14 protein-coding genes and 1 pseudogene are annotated in these 18,704 nt (G+C 71.8%); 5 read left to right on the top strand and 10 right to left on the bottom strand.

The window, feature by feature from the left end:
• The first annotated feature begins 28 nt into the window (after nt 1-28).
• The 3 genes from OIE49_RS11310 (at nt 29) to OIE49_RS11300 (ending at nt 7,433) form a co-directional block, all read left to right on the top strand.
• Nucleotides 29-1,405 (top strand): alpha-amylase, encoded by a 1,377-nt coding sequence (locus OIE49_RS11310; protein WP_326802201.1) that lies wholly within the window; start codon nt 29-31, stop codon nt 1,403-1,405.
• A 221-nt stretch (nt 1,406-1,626) separates the two neighbouring features.
• Entirely contained in the window at nt 1,627-7,041 is a 5,415-nt protein-coding gene (pulA, locus tag OIE49_RS11305; RefSeq protein ID WP_326802200.1) for a pullulanase-type alpha-1,6-glucosidase, read from the top strand.
• Between the two features lie 35 nt (nt 7,042-7,076).
• Nucleotides 7,077-7,433, top strand: coding sequence for a 5-carboxymethyl-2-hydroxymuconate Delta-isomerase (locus tag OIE49_RS11300; protein WP_326802199.1), 357 nt, complete (start codon nt 7,077-7,079; stop codon nt 7,431-7,433).
• A 21-nt stretch (nt 7,434-7,454) separates the two neighbouring features.
• Here the strand turns inward: OIE49_RS11300 and OIE49_RS11295 are convergent, their stop codons facing one another.
• From OIE49_RS11295 to OIE49_RS11285, 3 genes are all read right to left on the bottom strand, one after another.
• The gene (locus OIE49_RS11295; RefSeq protein WP_326802198.1) at nt 7,455-8,144 is read right to left on the bottom strand and encodes a TetR/AcrR family transcriptional regulator; all 690 of its coding nucleotides are present in this window, start codon (nt 8,142-8,144) and stop codon (nt 7,455-7,457) included.
• Between the two features lie 97 nt (nt 8,145-8,241).
• Nucleotides 8,242-10,164, bottom strand: a complete 1,923-nt coding sequence (locus OIE49_RS11290) for a hypothetical protein (protein ID WP_326802197.1) — start codon at nt 10,162-10,164, stop codon at nt 8,242-8,244.
• A 51-nt stretch (nt 10,165-10,215) separates the two neighbouring features.
• Nucleotides 10,216-10,716 (bottom strand): tetratricopeptide repeat protein, encoded by a 501-nt coding sequence (locus OIE49_RS11285; RefSeq protein ID WP_326802196.1) that lies wholly within the window; start codon nt 10,714-10,716, stop codon nt 10,216-10,218.
• 158 nt (nt 10,717-10,874) lie between these two features.
• On the opposite strand from OIE49_RS11285, the gene OIE49_RS11280 reads away from it, so the two are divergent.
• The gene (locus OIE49_RS11280) at nt 10,875-11,288 is read left to right on the top strand and encodes a hypothetical protein (RefSeq protein WP_326802195.1); all 414 of its coding nucleotides are present in this window, start codon (nt 10,875-10,877) and stop codon (nt 11,286-11,288) included.
• A 113-nt stretch (nt 11,289-11,401) separates the two neighbouring features.
• Here the strand turns inward: OIE49_RS11280 and OIE49_RS11275 are convergent, their stop codons facing one another.
• The 6 genes and pseudogenes from OIE49_RS11275 to OIE49_RS11250 form a co-directional block, all read right to left on the bottom strand.
• Nucleotides 11,402-12,991, bottom strand: a complete 1,590-nt coding sequence (locus OIE49_RS11275) for a DUF1996 domain-containing protein (protein ID WP_326802194.1) — start codon at nt 12,989-12,991, stop codon at nt 11,402-11,404.
• Nucleotides 12,992-13,328: 337 nt separating this feature from the next.
• Nucleotides 13,329-14,321, bottom strand: a complete 993-nt coding sequence (locus OIE49_RS11270; protein WP_326802193.1) for an NAD-dependent epimerase/dehydratase family protein — start codon at nt 14,319-14,321, stop codon at nt 13,329-13,331.
• A 59-nt stretch (nt 14,322-14,380) separates the two neighbouring features.
• Nucleotides 14,381-15,064: a winged helix-turn-helix domain-containing protein gene (locus tag OIE49_RS11265; protein ID WP_326802192.1), complete on the bottom strand. Its 684-nt coding sequence runs from the start codon at nt 15,062-15,064 to the stop codon at nt 14,381-14,383.
• 345 nt (nt 15,065-15,409) lie between these two features.
• Nucleotides 15,410-15,559: pseudogene (locus OIE49_RS11260) on the bottom strand (glutamine synthetase); the annotation flags it as partial.
• A gap of 71 nt (nt 15,560-15,630) precedes the next feature.
• Complete coding sequence (locus tag OIE49_RS11255; protein ID WP_326802191.1) at nt 15,631-16,359, bottom strand: hypothetical protein; 729 nt, start codon at nt 16,357-16,359, stop codon at nt 15,631-15,633.
• 162 nt (nt 16,360-16,521) lie between these two features.
• Nucleotides 16,522-16,884: an arsenate reductase family protein gene (locus OIE49_RS11250; protein ID WP_326802190.1), complete on the bottom strand. Its 363-nt coding sequence runs from the start codon at nt 16,882-16,884 to the stop codon at nt 16,522-16,524.
• Nucleotides 16,885-17,131: 247 nt separating this feature from the next.
• Between OIE49_RS11250 and OIE49_RS11245 the strand changes: the two genes are divergently transcribed.
• Nucleotides 17,132-17,446: a hypothetical protein gene (locus OIE49_RS11245; RefSeq protein ID WP_100567139.1), complete on the top strand. Its 315-nt coding sequence runs from the start codon at nt 17,132-17,134 to the stop codon at nt 17,444-17,446.
• A 47-nt stretch (nt 17,447-17,493) separates the two neighbouring features.
• On the opposite strand, the gene OIE49_RS11240 is transcribed toward OIE49_RS11245, so the two are convergent.
• Nucleotides 17,494-18,681, bottom strand: coding sequence for a winged helix DNA-binding domain-containing protein (locus OIE49_RS11240; protein WP_326802189.1), 1,188 nt, complete (start codon nt 18,679-18,681; stop codon nt 17,494-17,496).
• Nucleotides 18,682-18,704 lie beyond the last annotated feature (23 nt).

Below are 18,704 nucleotides of genomic sequence, written 5' to 3'. Positions count from 1 at the left end.
GAGCCTTCAACGACGAAGGAACCCCCACATGGCCATCCGCAGACCCCTTTCATACGCGGCCACCCTCGCCGTGGCCGCCTCCGTGGCCCTCGCGGCGCCCGCCGCCGCCTCCCCGCCCGGCACCAAGGACGTCACCGCGGTCCTCTTCGAGTGGAACTACGCCTCGGTCGCCAAGGAGTGCGCGAACACCCTCGGCCCGGCCGGCTACGGCTACGTCCAGGTCTCCCCGCCCGCCGAGCACATCCAGGGCCCGCAGTGGTGGACGTCGTACCAGCCGGTGAGTTACAAGATCGCCGGGCGACTGGGTGACCGCGCCGCGTTCCAGAACATGGTCAACGCCTGCCACACGGCCGGGGTGAAGGTCGTCGTCGACACCGTCATCAACCACATGTCGGCGGGCAGCGGCACCGGCACCGGCGGTTCCTCGTACACCAAGTACGGCTACCCGGGCCTGTACTCGAACAACGACTTCAACGACTGCAGGACCGACATCACCAACTACCAGGACCGCTACAACGTCCAGTACTGCGAACTGGTGGGCCTCGCCGACCTGAGGACCGGGTCGGACTACGTCCGCCAGGCCATCGCGGGCTACATGAACGACCTGCTCTCCCTGGGCGTCGACGGCTTCCGTGTCGACGCGGCCAAGCACATCCCGGCCGCCGACCTCGCCAACATCAAGTCGCGTCTGAAGAACCCTTCCGCCTACTGGAAGCAGGAGGTCATCCACGGCGCGGGGGAGGCGGTCCAGCCGACCGAGTACACCGGCAACGGCGACGTCCAGGAGTTCCGCTACGCCTACGACCTCAAGCGGATCCTCACCAACGAGAAGCTCGCCTACCTCAAGAACTACGGCGAGGGCTGGGGCTACATGAACAGCTCGGTGGCCGGCGTCTTCGTCGACAACCACGACACCGAGCGCAACGGCTCGACCCTCAGCTACAAGAACGGCGCGAACTACACGCTGGCCAACGTCTTCATGCTGGCCTGGCCCTACGGCGCCCCCGACATCAACTCCGCCTACGAGTGGTCCGACGCGGACGCCGGTCCCCCCAACGGCGGCAAGGTCAACGCCTGCTGGCAGGACGGCTGGAAGTGCCAGCACGCCTGGCCGGAGATCAAGTCCATGGTCGCCTTCCGCAACGCCACCCGCGGCCAGGCGGTGACGAACTGGTGGGACAACGGCAACAACCTCATCGTGTTCGGCCGCGGCAACAAGGGCTACGTGGTGATCAACCACGAGAACACGACGGCCGACCGCTCGTACCAGACCTCGCTCCCCGCGGGCACCTACTGCGATGTGCAGAGCAACAGGACCGTCACGGTGGACGGCAGCGGCTGGTTCAAGGCATCGGTCGCCCCGAACACCGCCCTCGCCATCTACGCGGGGAAGTCGAGTTGCTGAGGACCGTGCACAAGGTTTCCCGCTTCCTCTGACGGTGGGGCCGGCGCTTCCGGAGTGGGGCGTCGGCCTCTGGCAGTGGTGAAAGAAATTGCTTGGTCTTGCAAGGGTATTGCAGTAAGGCTTGCGCAGGCGATACGTTCGCGGCCGCGCCCGGTGGCCCTGTTGATGGCCGGGGCGAGGGGTCGCAGTCAAGTGAGCCGTACCGCCAAGGAGTTCACCCCGTGATACCGAGATGGCCGGCGCCCTCGCGGCGCCGCACCCCGTCAGGCAGACGCGTCGCCGCCGTCACCGCGGCCGCGATTGCCGCAGCGCTCCTCCCTCCGCTGACGGCGCGGGCCGCCGAAAATCCGCCCGCGCCGCCCTCGGACGCGAAGCTCGCCGCCGAGTCCGCCCGGCACGACAGCACCCGGGAGCAGTTCTACTTCGTCCTGCCGGACCGTTTCGCCAACGGGGACACCGCCAACGACCGGGGCGGGCTGACCGGTTCACGGCTGGTCACCGGCTACGACCCCACCGACAAGGGCTTCTACCAGGGCGGCGACCTCAAGGGCCTGACCAACCGGCTCGACTACATCAAGGGCCTGGGCACCACGGCCATCTGGCTGGCGCCGATCTTCAAGAACCAGCCCGTGCAGGGGACCGGCAAGGACGCCTCGGCCGGCTACCACGGTTACTGGATCACCGACTTCACCCGGGTCGACCCGCACTTCGGCACCAACAAGGACCTCACGACCCTCATCTCCAAGGCACACGCCAAGGGCATGAAGGTCTTCTTCGACGTCATCACCAACCACACCGCCGACGTCGTCGACTACGAGGGCGGCGCCCACGAGTACCTGTCCAAGGGCGCCTTCCCCTACCTGACCAAGGACGGCCGCCCGTTCGACGACGCCGAGTACGCGGACGGCACGAAGAAGTTCCCCGCCGTCGACGCCTCCTCCTTCCCGCGCACCCCGGTCGTCCCGGCCGCGAAGAAGAACGTCAAGGTCCCGTCGTGGCTCAACGACCCGACGATGTACCACAACCGCGGCGACTCCACCTACACCGGTGAGAACGCCACCTACGGCGACTTCTCCGGCCTCGACGACCTGTGGACCGAGCGCCCCGAGGTCGTCAGCGGCATGGAGAGGATCTACCAGCGCTGGGTGAAGGACTTCGGCGTCGACGGCTTCCGCATCGACACCGTCAAGCACGTCAACATGGAGTTCTGGACCCAGTGGGCCACGGCGCTCGACACGTACGCCGCCGCCCACGGCCGCAAGGACTTCTTCATGTTCGGCGAGGTCTACTCCGCCGACACCGCCGTGAACGCCCCGTACGTCACCGAGGGCCGCCTCGACGCCACGCTCGACTTCCCGTTCCAGGACGCGGCCCGCGCCTACGCCTCCCAGGGCGGCAGCGCGAAGAGGCTCGCGGGCGTCTTCGGCGACGACTACAGGTACACGACCGACAAGGCCAACGCCTACGAGCAGGTCACCTTCCTCGGCAACCACGACATGGGCCGCATCGGGTACTTCCTCAAGCAGGACGACCCGAAGGCGACCGACGCCGAGATCCTGCGCAAGGACAGGCTCGCCAACGAGCTGATGTTCCTCAGCCGCGGCAACCCCGTCGTCTACTACGGCGACGAGCAGGGCTTCACCGGCTCCGGCGGCGACAAGGACGCCCGCCAGACCATGTTCGCCTCCAAGGTCGCCGACTACCTCGACGACGACCGGATCGGCACCGACCGCGGCCACGCGAGCGACGCCTACGACACCACCGCGCCGCTCTACCGGCAGATCGCCGCCCTCGCGAAGCTCCGCAAGGACAACCCGGCCCTCGCGGACGGAGTCCAGACCGAGCGGTACGCGGCGGACGGGCCCGGCGTCTACGCCGTCACCCGCACCGACGCCCGGACCGGAGCCGAGTACGTCGTCGCCTTCAACAACGCGGGCGAGGCGCGGACCGCCACGTTCGCCACCGGCTCGGCGCGGATGACGTACCGCGGGGTGTACGGCACCGGGGCCTCCGTGACCTCCGGCGCCGACCGCGAGGTCACCGTCACCGTCCCGGCCGGATCGTCCGTCGTCCTCAAGGCCGCGGGCACCCTCGACCGGCCCGCTGCCAAGCCGGCCGTCACCCTCACACCCCCCGCCCCGGGCGCCACCGGCACCGTCGAGCTGAGCGCCGACGTCACCGGCGGGCAGCTCAACCGGGTCGTCTTCGCCGCGCAGACCGGCAACGGCGCCTGGAAGGTGCTGGGCTCCGCCGACCACGCCCCCTACCGGGTCACCCAGACCCTGCCCCGGACCGTCCCGGCCGGCACCGCCCTGCGCTACAAGGCGGTCGTCGTCGACTCGGCGGGCCGCACGGCGAGCGCGACCGCGGCCTCCACCACCGGCACCCCGCCTGCCCCCGAGATCCCCACCGCCTCCTCCCGCGACTACGCCGTCGTCCACTACAAGCGCGCCGACGGCGACTACGCGAACTGGGGCCTGTACGCCTGGGGCGACCTCGCCGACGGCGAGTCGACCACCTGGCCGGACAGCCACCCGTTCACCGGCCGGGACGCCTACGGAGCCTTCGCCCACGTCAAGCTGAAGCCGGGCGCCCCCGACGTCGGCTTCCTGGTCATCGACAAGAACGGCACCAAGGACGTCTCCGCCGACCGGTCCATCGACGTCACCCGGACGGGCGAGGTCTGGATCGAACAGGGCAAGGACGACGTACGGACCACGCGCCCCGAGTATCCGGCGCAGGACCCGGCCAAGGCCGTCCTCCACTACCACCGCGCCGACGGGAACTACGACGGCTGGGGCCTGCACGTGTGGACCGGCGCCGCGAACCCCACCGACTGGTCGAAACCCCTCCAGCCGGTCAAGACTGACTCCTATGGCGCGGTCTTCGAGGTACCGCTCACCGACGGTGCCACCAGTCTCGGCTACATCATCCACAAGGGCGACGAGAAGGACCTGCCCACCGACCAGTCCCTCGACCTCACGGCGGCCCACGGCCACGAGGTGTGGCTGATGAGCGGCCAGGACAAGCCCCTGCTGCCGCAGCCCGTCGGCGGCGCGGGCGCCCTCGACCTCACCACCTCGAAGGCGGTCTGGATCGACCGGGACACGGTGGCCCTCAAGGGCGTGGAGGGCGCCGCCTCCACCCAGCTGCTCTACTCCCACGACGGCTCGATCACCGTCCAGGACGGAACGCTGACCAGCGACGACGAGCGCTGGCTGCGGCTGGCGAGGACCACGCTCACCGACGCCCAGAAGGCGAGGTTCCCGCACCTGAAGGACTACACCGCCTGGTCCGTCGACCCCCGCGACCGCACCCGCGTCCGCGAGGCCCTGCGCGGCCAGATCGTCGCCTCCCAGCGGGCCGCGAACGGCGCCGTGCTCGCCGCGACCGGCGTCCAGCTCGCCGGCGTGCTCGACGACGTGTACGGCACCCTCGCCACCAAGGCGGAGTTCGGCCCCGTCTTCCACCAGGGCCGGCCCACTCTGAGCGTGTGGGCGCCGACCGCGCGGGACGTCGCCCTGGAACTGGACGGCAGGCCGGTCGCCATGCACCGCGACGACACCACCGGCGTCTGGTCCGTCACCGGCCCGGCGTCCTGGAAGAACAAGCCCTACCGGTACGTCGTGACCGTATGGGCGCCCACCGTCCGCAAGCTGGTCACCAACAAGGTCACCGACCCGTACTCGGTCGCCCTCACCGCGAACTCCGAGCGCAGCCTCGTCGTCGACCTCGACGACCGGGCGCTGGCCCCGAGCGGCTGGCCGGGCCTGGCCAAGCCCAAGGCCGTACCGCTCAGGGACGCCCAGATCCAGGAGCTGCACATCCGGGACTTCTCCGTCGCGGACCGGACGGTCCCGGCCAAGGAGCAGGGCACCTACCTGGCCTTCACCGACAAGAACAGCGACGGCTCCCGCCACCTGCGGGACCTGGCGAAGGCGGGCACCTCGTACGTGCACCTGCTGCCCGCCTTCGACATCGCCACCATCCCGGAGAGGAAGGCCGACCAGGTCGCCCCGGACTGCGACCTGGCCGCCCACCCGGCCGACTCCGAGCGGCAGCAGGCGTGTGTGGCGGCGACCGCCGCGAAGGACGCCTACAACTGGGGCTACGACCCCTACCACTACACGGTCCCCGAGGGCTCCTACGCCACCGACCCGGACGGCACGGCCCGTACCGTCGAGTTCCGGCAGATGGTCAAGGCGCTCAACCAGGACGGCCTGCGGGTCGTCATGGACGTCGTCTACAACCACACGGCCGCCGCCGGCCAGGCGGACACCTCCGTGCTCGACCGGATCGTGCCCGGCTACTACCAGCGGCTCCTCGCCGACGGCTCGGTGGCCGACAGCACCTGCTGCGCGAACACCGCACCCGAGAACGCCATGATGGGCAAGCTCGTCGTCGACTCGGTCGTCACCTGGGCCCGGCAGTACAAGGTCGACGGCTTCCGCTTCGACCTCATGGGCCACCACCCCAAGGCGAACATGCTCGCCGTCCGCAAGGCACTCGACGCGCTCACGCTCAAGAAGGACGGCGTGGACGGCAGGAACATCATCCTGTACGGAGAGGGCTGGAACTTCGGCGAGGTCGCCGACGACGCGCGGTTCGTCCAGGCCACGCAGAAGAACATGGCGGGCACGGGCATCGCGACCTTCTCCGACCGCGCCCGTGACGCGGTCCGCGGCGGCGGCCCCTTCGACGACGACCCGGGCGTCCAGGGCTTCGCCTCCGGCCTGTACACCGACCCCAACTCCTCCCGGAGCAACGGCAGCAGGGCCGAACAGAAGGCCCGCCTGCTGCACTACCAGGACCTGATCAAGGTCGGCCTGAGCGGCAACCTCGCCGCGTACCGCTTCACCGACACCGGCGGCAAGGAGGTCACCGGCGCCGAGGTCGACTACAACGGCGCGCCCGCCGGGTACGCGGACGCCCCCGGCGACGCCCTCGCCTACGCCGACGCCCACGACAACGAGTCGCTGTTCGACGCCCTCGCCTACAAGCTGCCCTCCTCCACGAGCGCGGACGACCGGGCCCGGATGCAGGTCCTCGCCATGGCGACGGCGGCGCTGTCCCAGGGGCCCGCACTGTCCCAGGCCGGGACCGACCTGCTGCGCTCGAAGTCCCTCGACCGCAACTCCTACGACAGCGGCGACTGGTTCAACGCCATCCACTGGAACTGCGCCGACGGCAACGGCTTCGGTCGCGGGCTGCCCATGGCGGCCGACAACCAGGACAAGTGGCCGTACGCCAAGCCGCTGCTCACCACCGTCGCGGTGGGCTGCCCGCAGATCCAGGGGGCCTCGGCCGCGTACCGGGACCTGCTGCGCATCCGCACGACCGAGCAGGCGTTCTCCCTGGCCACGGCGGCGCAGGTGCAGCGGAAGCTGTCCTTCCCGCTGTCGGGCGGCGACGAGACGCCCGGCGTGATCACCATGAGGCTCGGTGATCTCGTCGTGGTGTTCAACGCCACGCCCGAACGGCAGCGGCAGCGCGTCGCGGACCTCGCGGGCACCGGCTACCGGCTGCACCCAGTGCAGACGGCGGGCGGCGATCCGGTGGTGAGGACCTCGTCGTACGAGAAGGCGACCGGGACGTTCACGGTCCCGGCGCGTACGGTCGCGGTGTTCAGGAACTAGCGCGGGTCCCCGGTCGGCCCGGAACAGGAGAGCTCATGCCGCAGATCACCGTCGACTACTCCGAGCGGTTGGCCGACGCCTTCGACCGGCGTGCCTTCGCGCGGGAGCTGCACGCCCGCACGGTCGAGATCGCGGCCGCCAAGCCCCCGGCGTGCAAGACGCAGTTCCGCCGGACCGAGGACACCGCCGTCGGTCCGGACACCGAGGGACACGCGATCGTGCACGTCACCATCGGCCTGCTGGCCGGGCGCACCGACGAGACCAAGGCACGTCTGACGGAGGCGGTCCTTCAGGCGCTGCGGGAGCATGTGAAGCCGGTCGAGGGCCTGGCGCTGCACGCGTCGGCCGAGGTGCGCGACCTCGACGCCTCCTACCGGAAGTTCGACGCCTGACGAGGGGGGGGGCAACCAGCGTCAGGAGGCAAGAGCGACGAGCCGGCCGACCAGGTCCAGGAAGGGGCCTTCGGCCGGCTCGTCCTTGAAGACCCGGCGCATGAGCGCGCCCATCTCCTCGTCGTGGGCGGCGCTGACGGCGACCAGCGCGCCGAAGTCGTGCACGAGCTGGACCTCCAGCTCGGCACGCGGTATGCGCCGGCCGTCCAGCCAGATCAGCGCCGTCGACTCCGCGAGCGAGATCCACGAGCGGACGACCAGTTCCAGCCGCGCGGGCGGCTGATCGATCCCCAGATGCGAAAGGATCTGGTCGTACGCGACCTGCCGGACGGAGTCGATGAGCGCGTTCGTCGTCGACGAGCCGACCGCCGGGCCGCCACGCATCAGGGCCGAGAAACCGGGCCCGTGCTCGTCCACGAAGTCGAAGAACCGGCGCATCACCCGCAGCAGCCGCGCCCCCAGCGGGCCCTCGTGCGGCTCCGTGAACCGGCCCGCCAGATCGTCCGAGGCGCGCTTCAACGCGGCCTCGTACAGGCTGAGTTTGCCGGGGAAGTAGTGGTAGACCAGCGGGCGCGAGATACCCGCCGCCGACGCTATCTCGTCGATGGAGACCTCGTCGGGCGAGCGGCGGCTGAACAGTTCGAGGGCGACGCCGATCAACTGCTGCCGTCGTTCGTCGACTCCCATCCTGCGGCGAACCCCGGTAGTCATACGAACACCTTACCGATCGATTCCGGCCCCGAACGGACCGGCAAGGACCGACCGCGGTGTTCGACCGCGGCTCGTCACACCCCGCCGCGACGACCGCTCACTTCTGACGCAGCACGGCGACGGACCTGCCGTCGGTCAGCGTCCCCTTCAGGTCGGCCTGTGCACCCTGCCGGGTCCGTACGGCGAGCAAGCGGCCCTGGGCGGAGGCGCTGACCCCTCCGGTCGCGCTGATCGAGGCGGTGTCCCGGTCCCCGGCCGCGAGCAGGTACCAGGCGCCCGCCTGCGACTTCCACAGCACCCCGGCCAGCACGTGCGGATCGCGGACGCCGCACGCGGGCACGTTCTCGGCCTGGGCCGCGACCGCCGCGTACTTCCCGCCGGGCGTGTGGAACTGGGCCAGTACCCGCGTCCCGTCGCCGCGCCAGGTCTCGGCGCGGGTGCACACCCACGCGGCGGCCGAACCGGTCGCGTCGGGCAGCGGCTGCTCGGCGTACTCCCAGGCGTTGACCGACCGGACGCCCTGTGCGCGCACGGCACCCAGCGAGCAGGCCAGCGGCGCCCAGGCACGCAGCCCCGCCGCACCGGACACCTCCTGCGGGGCATCGGGGCGGCCCGTGGTGAGGCGGGCGGGGGCCAGTTCGCCGAGGTCGGCCAGGAGCTGGGTGCCGGGTTCGCCGGTCAGCTGGAGCACGTTCCACGAGGTGCAGCCGCCGCTGCGCTGGACCGGGCTGGCCAGCGGCCCGGTGACACCGCCCGTGAGGCCGAGGTCCATCGCCCCGGCGTCCGGCTTGAGCAGGTCCCGCTCGGCCGCCGCCTTCACCCAGGGCGCCGTCAGATAGCGGACGTTCCCGTCGGAGCGGCCCAGCACCACCGCGCCCGCCTCCGCGCCGGCGGCGCCGTCGACCCGGGCGAAGTCGAGGGCGGCCCCGGCCGAGGAGTCCCTCGGCTCGGCATAGCGGGCGATACGCAGGCCGTCGTGGAAGAGCACCACGCGCGCGTTGTCGACGTTGCCGGCGTAGAGCAGTTGCGGCGGTCCCGCGGGGCCGCCCGTGGCGGTGCCGGGGGTGGCCGAGACCCGTACGGACTCGCCGGGGCGGGCCCAGACGGCGAGCGCCCGGCGCAGCAGGGCCGTGTCGCCGGCCAGGTTGCCGCGGGCCGGCCACACGGAGAGGTCGAGCCGCGCGGAGGTCCGCCAGGCGGTGGGGGCGATCCTGGTCAGCCTGCCCGGATCGAGGGCGGCCTCGGCGGACGGGTTGTGCGCGTAGGCGGGTGCGGCGGCGCCGTCCGGACCCCAGCCGCCGCCCGGCAGCGCGACCAGCGCGCCGCACACGGCGAGGGCCGCGGCCGCGGCGAGCGCGGCCCTGGTGTGCTGCCTGCGCCGCTTCAGATCGGTGGGCCGGGCCTGCAACGAGCACGGGTCGAACTCGGGGGAGTCGAGGAGCGCGTACTGGGCGGGCAGGCGGTCGGCCTGGCGCAGCGCGGCGACCGGGTCTGCCACGCCCGCGGCCGTCAGCACCTCCCGCACGGCGGGGTCGGGGAGCCTTTCCAGGCCGCGCAGCACGTAGGCGGCACGGGCCGGCCCGGACAGGGTCGCCAGCTTCTGGTCCAGCGCGAGTTCGTCGGCGCCGCCCGAGCGCGGGAACAGGCGCAGGCCCCACACCAGGGGCAGCGCCGGCCGCAGTCGGGCGCGTCCGGTCCGGATCCCGCGCGGTGGGCGGCCCGCCCCCAGTGCCGTGCGGATCACCTGGAGGCGGACGAAGGCGTAGCCCGGGTCGGACTCGCGGCCGGCCGACTGGGCCGGGATCACGGTCGCCGAGGACCGGCCCCGCGGCAGCGCCCGCTGGGCCAGCGCGTGCGCGGTCAGCACACGGCGGCCCCGCCCGAGTCCGGGCGGCAGCACCAGATAGGCGAGCCGGACCAGACGCGGATAGTGCTCGACGAGCGCGGCCTCGGCCCGCTCGGCATCGACGACCGGCCCGGAGGAGGACTTGTGGCGCGGGGCGACATCCTGTGACTGCACGTCCAGGCCAACGAGCGAGCCGGTCCTAGGTCACACGGGGGTCCGGCGTTCTCAGTCCTCGGGCTCCACCAGCAGCCGGGCGTAGTTCGCCATCGAGCGCTGGTAGCGCGGGAGATGGGGCGCGAGGGCACCGAGGACGAGGGACAGGCCCTCGCGGTCACGGCCCAGACCGGACAGGCACAGCGCCAGACACGCCCGTACGGCGTCGTCCAACTCGTCGGAGGGTCCGTCCAGTTCGGGCGTGAGCAGCTTGACGCCCTCCTCCGGCCGGCCGAGGTTGCGCAGCGAGCTGGCCAGCTGGATCCTGGCCCGGCGGCCCCGGTAGCCGCTCAGTCCGCGCTCCAGCGCCTCCTGGTAGAGCGGCACCGCCCGGTCCGAGCGGCCGGTGGAGTCCCACGCGCAGGCCTGCTCGAACGGGCCGAGCGGGCTGCCGTCCGGCAGTTCGGCGACGAGCGCGTCGATACTCGCCCGGAACGCGGGCGCCTCGTCCTCGGAAAAGTCGTCGAAGCGGGCCCAGGCGGCGGCCACGCGGTCTTCCCAGTCCTGGTTCACCGGCTCACGTTCGCACGCGTGTGCAGGCGGCGTCCACCGGATTGAGCGCTGTGCGCACCGCAGCCGTATCGAAGGGCGGCCCCCTGCCGGGGCCCGGTGCGGCATGCTTGTGGCGCCTGCCGCCGGGAACGGAGTGCCGGAAGCGACCGGAGGAACAGATGAGGGTGACCCGACCGATGCTCGCGGTGGCCGGTGCCGCAGCGGCACTGGCGCTGACGGGGTGCGGTTCCGGTGACGGCGCGGCGGCGAAGGTGCCGCCGACGGCGACCGGCAGTCTGGAGAGCCTGGCCGCCGAGGTGAAGTGCGAGCCGGACATGCAGACCGACGCCGACACCATCCGGCAGGCCATCTGCACCAACCCCACCGGCAAGTTCGTTCTCGCCACCTTCGCCACCGACCGCGGCCAGCGGGAGTGGATCGACGACGCCAAGGACTACGGCGGCTCCTACCTCGTCGGCCGCAAGTGGGTCGCCGTCGGCGACAGCGGCGTGGTCACCGCGCTGCGCGCCACCCTGGGCGGTGACGTGGAGACCGGCACGGACCACAGCGCGCACGGCGCGCACAGCGGCTGAGCCACTCGGAGGGGCACGGGCGCGCACGGGCACACGGCGAAGGCCGGCGGCGGGATCTCCCGCCGCCGGCCTTCTTCAAGAGGTCACCGGTCCGGTGTCACCGGATCAGGGCGTCACTTGCAGTTCCGGCCCGAGTTGACGCAGTTGGCGATCTTGTTCGCCAGGCCGCCGGTCGTGATGTTGATGAAGTCGTCGTGGTCGGTGGCCGCCTTGTGCAGCTGCTCGGGGAAGCCGTCGACCGCGTAGGCGTTCTTCACCGCACCGTTCTCGATGCTCGGCCGCGGCACGTCGTAGACCAGGCGCATCGTGAGCTTCGGGATGGCCTTGAAGCCGCTGGGGCAGTTGCCGCGCTGGTCGGCGAAGGCTATGTGCGTACGGTGGTTGGCGCTGTCGGTGTTCTGCCCGTCCCAGCAGCTCTGGAAGGCGAACGTGCGGACCATCTTGCTGCCCTCGGGGCAGATCGGGTACTGCTCCGTCAGCTGGACCTTGTTCTCGAAGCCGGTGCAGCTCCAGTGCGCGTTGGCGTTGGCCAGACCGTTGGTCGTGGTCTTCGCGTCACCGGTGATGATGCGCAGGAACTGCGGCATGGCGACGACCTTGCCGGTCGGGCTGCCGACGTACTTGATCTCCGCCTGGAGCGGCTTGAGGATCCGGCCGACGTTGCCCTCCTTGCCACCGCCGTCCGCGTCCTGGTCGAAGTCCTGCGAGCCGTCCTGGACCCGGATCACCGGCCAGTAGTACGCCGACAGGTCGTTCTTGTTCTGGCAGCTCGTGGCGCTCTGCAGGAACGTGTCGTTGCTCGAGAACGCGTCGATCTTCTGGTTGCCGACGTAGTCGTGCAGGTGGTGGGCGCCGTTGGCCACACCGGGCGCCACGATCACGTTGTCCGTGTTGTGGTTGCCGTTGGCGTTCACACCGCAGCGCGTGGTGAAGGTGCCGTTCGAGGCGTTGCGGCTCTTGCGCGGCTTGGCCGGGACGTTGGGCTGGACCGTGGTGATGTCCACGAAGTCCGCCGCGACCGGGCCGTTTCCGGCCTGACCGCCGGTGCCCTGCTGCCCGTCGTCGCCGCCCTGCTGGCCGCCGTCGTTCTGACCGCCGTCGTTCTGGCCGCCGTTGTCGCCCTGCTGCCCGTTGTCCTGGCCGGTGTCCTGGCCGTCGTTCTGGCCGTCGTTCTGGCCGTTGTCCTGACCGCCCTCGCCGTCGCCCGCGTCCGTCTGGTTCTGCTCGACGGGGGTGCCGGTGCAGGGCGCGAGGTCGTCCAGGTTGCCGGGGGTCTTGCCGCCGGCCCGGTTGATCTCCAGCTTGATCCGGTCGAGGATCACCTTGCGCCGGTCCTTCAGCGGACCCAGGATGGCGTTCTGGACGAAGCTCGCGTCCCTGGTCTGCGCGTCGCGCGTGGTGGCCAGCCGCTGGTACGCCTCGGTGATCTGCTGGTCGAGCGTGGCGAGTTCGCCGTCGACCTCTCCACGGGCCTGCTCCGGCACGGCGGTGAGCTGCTGGCCGACGTCAGGGCACTTGATCGTCGCGACCTGCGCGCTGACGGCCTTCGTCCGGTTGCCTCCCCACGCGTCGTTCTTCGACTCGTGCGCGGATGCGTAGTAGTTCGCCCATACAAGCCCGCCCCCACCGAGCGCTAGGGCCGCCGCCCCGGCTATGGCCTTGGTGGCCAGCGGCATTCGGCGTTTGCGTGTGTTGCGTCCCATCATTCTCCTAGCGAGGTGTTAATTTGTCCGTTGCCCCGCAAGGGGTCGGTTCGGGCTGGACCGCAGCCTTCAGGCTGGAAGCCCGCTGCTTCAGCGGTGGGTGGAGTCACGGAACTCCTCTGACTTCGTTGAGGAGCACCCCCTTACGGGCGTTGAAGCGCCCAACAGAATCGGAGCGGCTCCCCTCAATACGGGAGCCGCCCCGGGCGTGTTCAGCCGACCCACGAATTGATGCGCGATCCGTGCCTCACTCGGGCCGCAACTTACCCATTTCCGCAGGCAGTTGCGGCAGCACCGGCTGAAATCCCGGGGCGGGGGAGGCCGAGTACTTTCGCTCCTAGAGTCCGAGAACCTTCGCCTCCATGGCCGGATCCAGGCCCACCGGAGGCCGGCCGGGCCGCTGCGGGGCCGTGCCGCCCAGGGCCCGGAGCCAGGTCCACGCATCCGTGACCGTCTCGGTCACGGGGCGGCAGCGCAGGCCGGTCGCGAGGGCCCGGGTGACATCGGCGCCGTGCAGCGCGTCGTGGCTCTCGCTGCCCGGCGGCACCCACACCGGCAGCTCCGTCCAGGGCTCGATGCCCGCGGCGAGGATCACGTCCGGGTCGGTCCAGCGCAGCTCGGCGTCGGCGCCGGTGGTCCGCACACAGGCCTCCAGCAGTTCACCCATCGTCGCGTGCCCTCGCGGACTGATCAGGGTGTACGGGCCGCTCAATCCCTTCTCCACCGCGTCGAGGATCCACACGGCGAGGTCCCGGACGTCGACGTACTGCAGGGGCAGGTCCCGCGGACCGGGCGCCAGCACGGGACCGCCCCGCGCGATCCGGCTCAGCCACCAGGGCAGCCGCCCGACGTTCTCGTACGGCCCGAGGATCAGCCCGGCCCGTACCAGCACCGAGCGGTCCGCCCCGAAGGCCTCCACCGCGGCCAGCTCGCCGCCCCGCTTGTCCCGCGGGTACTCCGTCTGCCCGGCGCCCGCCTCGGCGCCCTCGACCAGCGGCGCCGCCTCGGTGTAGCCGGCGGGCGGGGCCCAGGCGTACACCGAGCAGGACGACACGTACACGTACCGGCCGGCGCGGTCCCGCAGCAGCCGCGCCGCGTCCCGGACCGCGCGGGGCGCGGCCGACCAGGTGTCGACGACCGCGTCCCACGCGCCGTCCGTCAGGGCTTCGAGCCCGTCGGGCGCGGTGCGGTCGCCGCGCAACGACCGCACTCCGGGAACGGGCGCGTGCCGCCCCCGGTTCAGGACCGTCACATCCCAGCCGCGCCCGGCCGCCGCCTCGGCGACGGCCCGCCCCGCGAACTCCGTACCACCCAGCACCAGAAGTCTCATACCGGTGACTGTGCCCGTCCGGGCCGTGGCAGGGAACCGGATTCTGCCGCCGGCAGAGATCAACGTCCGGTCGGCGGAGCGTACTTGTAGCCTACGCGGCGCACCGTCTGGATCGTCCGGCGGTGCTCGGCGCCCAGTTTGCGGCGCAGTCGGGCGATATGGACGTCGACGGTGCGGCCGTCGCCCACATGGTCGTAGCCCCAGACCGTGGTGACCAGTTGGTCGCGGGTGTGCACGCGGTGCGGGTGGGCCACGAGATGGGCCAGCAGTTCGAACTCCAGGTAGGTGAGGTCGAGTCCGTGCCCGTCCACCTCCGCGATCCGCCGTGCGGTGTCGACGCGGACGAGCGGGTCGCCCGCGCCGGGCGCGGCGCCGCCCGCCCCGGCCTCCGGACGGTCCGGGTGATCGAGACGATCGAGGTGGCCGGGGCGGGCGGGCACCGCCACCGGCAGGTGCGGCGGCTGCTGGTCGGCGGGCACGAGCACCAGGTAGCCGACCATCGGCGGCCGGCCCGGCAGCCTGGGCACGGCGTGCTGCGGAGCCGGCAGCCAGGTGGCCCCCGGCGGCAGGAGATCGGCGATGTCCTTCCCCAAGCTCTCAGCTTCGTTCGACCAGGGGAGACCCCAATCCTCGTCCCGGCCCACGGCCCGCAGCCGGTGCCGTGCGGAGGCGGGGGAGGAGGGGGAGCGGGAGGAGGCGGGGGCGGGAAGGGTGGCGTCGGTCAGAGAACGGGTGGTCGCCATGACAGGTCAGCTCTTTCGCGGGAGAGGTTCGCCGGAGGACCGACGGCCGCGAGTTCGTGGTCGGGCGCGTCGGGACGTACGTCGTTCCGCGCGGACCGGAGACCGGTGGGTTACGGCTTCACCGGGCCCGCGCGTGCGGCGCGCGGCAACAGAGCCGGTCGAAGTCGTGATGCTGACGGGAGGGCCAGAACGGCTCCAGGTCGACGCGACTCGTCGCGACGCACTCCCGGAAACCGACCATGCCCCCATTGAAGCAGACCCCGTGTCGGAACAGGACCCTCTTCTCACTGCGCGGACACCCGCCGGCGGGCAGCCGGAGCCCGGCTGCCGCGCCACGCGTTCGGATCAGGCCGGCCCCGCCTTCTCCGGGGCGGTGCGGCAGGTGGCGATCAGCTGACGCGTGCGGCCGTACGGGTCGACGTTGGCATTCCGCCGGCGGTCCTTGACGCCGCCCTTGCCGTCCCGCTCGACCTGCCAGGGCATGCGGACCGGGGCATCGTGGTGCACGGCGAGGGCCCGCCGCTCCCGGCCGGGAACAGCGGGCCCTCGCCCGTCGGGGGCGGGTCTCATCCCACCTTCTCGATCACTGCGCGCCGGATCAGGAACTTGCCCGGCTCCCGGACCTCCTCGAAGGCCGCGTCGTTGAGCAGGACGCAACTGCCGGAGACGGACGTGACCTTCACCGTGATGGCCTTGTTGTTGTCCAGGTTGGTGACCTTCAGCGTGGTGCCCGCCGGGAACTGGTTGCTGGACGCGGCCGGTGCGCCGCCCTCGCCGGAGAGCGTCACGGTGGAGCCCTGGCACACCTGCTGGCCGGACGCGGCGACATCGCCGCCTCCGTTCCCGGCAGCACCGCCCTGCTGTCCGGCCTGCTGACCGTTCTCCTGCCCGGCCTGCTGTCCGGCCCCCTGCCCGGCCCCCTGGCCGTTCTGCTGGCCGTTCTGCGCCTCCTGCTGCCCGGCCTGGGAGTCCTGAGCCGACTCCCCCACCGTGCACCCGGCCGCGGCCTGCTGGCGCTTGATCTGTTCGATGACCTCCTGGCGGTTGGCGATCCGCGCCTCGGACAGCGCGTCCGGATCGGCCCGCTGGTCTTCGATGAACTTCTGGTTGTTGCCGAGGGCGGTGGCGAACCCCTGGCAGGCCGTCGAGTCCGCGGCGGAGAGGGTCCGCGGCGACTCCGGCTGGGCGGCGTTGGACGTGGCCGCGAGGGCGAAGGCCCCGCCGCCGGCCACCGCCGCGGCCGTGACCAGCAGCGCGACCTTCTTCTTGGTGCTGACAGTGCGCCTACGCGACATGCGCGCCTCCTGAAGAGGTGAGGGAGCGTACGCCGCTAGGTACGAGATGCCGCACGAGGTTACTCAGTGGTTTGCGATCCGAGTTGAAGTGACCTGCGTCATAAGGAAGTTGGCGAGCACCGCACACCGCCTCACCGACACCGCACGCCGTCCCGCCGGCGTTCACCCGCGCCCGAGCGCGTCCCGCACCGCTTCCTCGGTCCGCCCCACGACCGCCGTGCCGTCGTCGGCCGTGATGATCGGACGCTGGATCAGCTTCGGATGCTCGGCCAGCGCCGCGATCCACCGCTCGCGAGCCCCGAAGTCCCGCGGCCAGTCCCCGACACCGAGCTCCTTCGCGGCGGGCTCCTGCGTCCGGGTGATGTCCCACGGCTCCAGCCCGAGCCGCCCGAGCACCTCCCGGATCTCCTCCGCGGTCGGCACGTCCTCCAGATAGCGCCGCACGGTGTACTCGGCCTCCTCGGCATCGAGCAGCCCGATGGCACTGCGGCACTTGGAACAGGCCGGATTGATCCAGATCTCCATACGGCCACGGTACGCGAAGGACCCCCACGGCAGAGGGCCGCCGGAACCGCGGCGGACACCGCCGTGAACCGACGTGGACACCACCGTGGAAAACCCGTGGAAACCCCTCTCCCGCCTGCGTCACTCCGGCCCCGAAAGCCCTTGTGGCCAGGGGCTTTTGTCAGTGCCGGGCAGTAGAATCGAAGCAGTGTCCGAGAGCGTCGCCGGGGTCTCCTCGTGGCGCTCCCCTCGCGACAGGAGGATGCCTGTGGCCGCTGCCGCACTGAAGCCGAAGCCGTTGCCGACCCAGTCCACCGCGAAGCGTCCCGTCCTGCTCGACCTGCCCTACGAACCCGTGGCGAAGCGGCCGTTGCCGCCGGGGCGTCCGCGGGAGTGGTACGTCATCCACAACCGCCGTCTGAAGGCGATGCGGCTCGCCATCGCGCTGCTCGACTCGGGCGTCCACCTGCCGCACCAGGCCCGCGACGAGACGATCCGCTCCATCGCCGAACTCATCGGCGTGCACCGGCCGTCGAGCACGACGTGTCACATGGTGCGGGCGCTGATGCGCTACTCGCGCTGAGCCCGGACGCCGGGCGCCCCCGCGGACGCGGGGTGCCCGGCCCCCGGTTACGCCGCCGCCAGTTCCTTCTCCAGCGGTGTGCGGAAGCGCGGTGTGACCCGGGTGGGTCCGAGCCGGCTCTCCAGCTCCTCCGCCTGCCCGGCGATCGCCGCCTCCGCCTCCGCGCCCAGCCCGTCCCGGTCCAGGATCCGCCAGGCGATCCCGCCGTCGGGGCGCTGGGCCCAGGCCCCGACGACCCGGCCGTTCCACCACACCGTCGGGCCGACGTTGCCGCTGCCGTCGAACAGGGCCGGCCGCAGCCGGGGCGCGAGGTACCAGTCCCGCTGCTGCCAGCCCATCGCCGTGGGGTCGAGAGCGGGCAGCAGGGCAGCCCACGGTTCCTCCGGGCCGGTCACCGGGGCGACGTCGTCCCCGGTGACGTACGCCGTGCCTTCGTCCACCCTCACCTCCCGCGCCCCCGCCGCGGCCAGCGCCCGCCGCACGTCCGTCACCCGCCACCCCGTCCACCACTTCAGGTCGGCCTCGGTCGCCGGGCCGCAGGCCGCGAGCCAGCGGCGCAGCAGATCGCTCTGGGCGGCGGCGACGTCCAGCTCGGGATGCTCGGGCGCGAGGGCCCAGCGGAACTGCGTGGACGTCCAGGAGCCGAGCGGCCGGCCCCGGACCACCCTGCCCTCCACGCCCAGGACGCGCAGCAGCCGCGAGGAGACCGTGTGCACGCCCTCGTAGCTCTTCCCGGGCGCGTACGCGAACTGCTCCCGCAGCCGCGGCTCGTCCTGGGCCAGCTCGACGGCCGTGGCCTGCCCGCGGCGGGCCAGCGCGGCCAGCGCCGACTCCTCGACCTCCTTCAGCCAGGCCGCGTCCGGGGCGCCCGCCTTCGTCATGTCCTTGATCAGGGCGGCGCGGGCGCGGGCGGCGATGGCGATGCCGGTCGAGGCGTGGACGACGGCGGTCAGCTCCGCCGGGAAGACGAAGACCGTGTGCCGCATGCCGTGCATCCGCACCAGCGTGCGGTCCTCGTACAGCGCGTGCTCCGTCCGCGCCACCGTTTCGGCCGGGTCGGCCAGGCGGGCGCCCACGCCCAGGTACACCGTCGCCGGGTCCGTCCCGTGCAGTGCCACCAGCGCCCGGGCGACCTCCTCCGGTGTGCTCGCCCGCGTCCCGGCGGCCAGCCGGTGCCGCAGGGCCAGCCTGGCCCGCCGCTCCGCCACGTCGATGTACCGGGGTTCCTCGCTCATGAGATCTCCGCCCGTAGTAACGC

Origin of the sequence: Streptomyces sp. NBC_01788 (assembly GCF_035917575.1) — a bacterium.
Taxonomy (GTDB): Bacteria; Actinomycetota; Actinomycetes; order Streptomycetales; family Streptomycetaceae; genus Streptomyces.
Note: the sequence above shows the minus strand (reverse complement) of the source record. Positions and strands in the feature narration are given on the sequence as shown.

Coding starts and splice junctions, on each gene's coding strand:
- OIE49_RS11310 (WP_326802201.1), top strand. CDS start 29: ATGGCCATCCGCAGACCCCTTTCATACGCGGCCACCCTCGCCGTGGCC.
- OIE49_RS11300 (WP_326802199.1), top strand. CDS start 7,077: ATGCCGCAGATCACCGTCGACTACTCCGAGCGGTTGGCCGACGCCTTC.
- OIE49_RS11295 (WP_326802198.1), bottom strand. CDS start 8,144: ATGACTACCGGGGTTCGCCGCAGGATGGGAGTCGACGAACGACGGCAG.
- OIE49_RS11280 (WP_326802195.1), top strand. CDS start 10,875: ATGAGGGTGACCCGACCGATGCTCGCGGTGGCCGGTGCCGCAGCGGCA.
- OIE49_RS11275 (WP_326802194.1), bottom strand. CDS start 12,991: ATGGGACGCAACACACGCAAACGCCGAATGCCGCTGGCCACCAAGGCC.
- OIE49_RS11270 (WP_326802193.1), bottom strand. CDS start 14,321: ATGAGACTTCTGGTGCTGGGTGGTACGGAGTTCGCGGGGCGGGCCGTC.
- OIE49_RS11265 (WP_326802192.1), bottom strand. CDS start 15,064: ATGGCGACCACCCGTTCTCTGACCGACGCCACCCTTCCCGCCCCCGCC.
- OIE49_RS11255 (WP_326802191.1), bottom strand. CDS start 16,359: ATGTCGCGTAGGCGCACTGTCAGCACCAAGAAGAAGGTCGCGCTGCTG.
- OIE49_RS11250 (WP_326802190.1), bottom strand. CDS start 16,884: ATGGAGATCTGGATCAATCCGGCCTGTTCCAAGTGCCGCAGTGCCATC.
- OIE49_RS11240 (WP_326802189.1), bottom strand. CDS start 18,681: ATGAGCGAGGAACCCCGGTACATCGACGTGGCGGAGCGGCGGGCCAGG.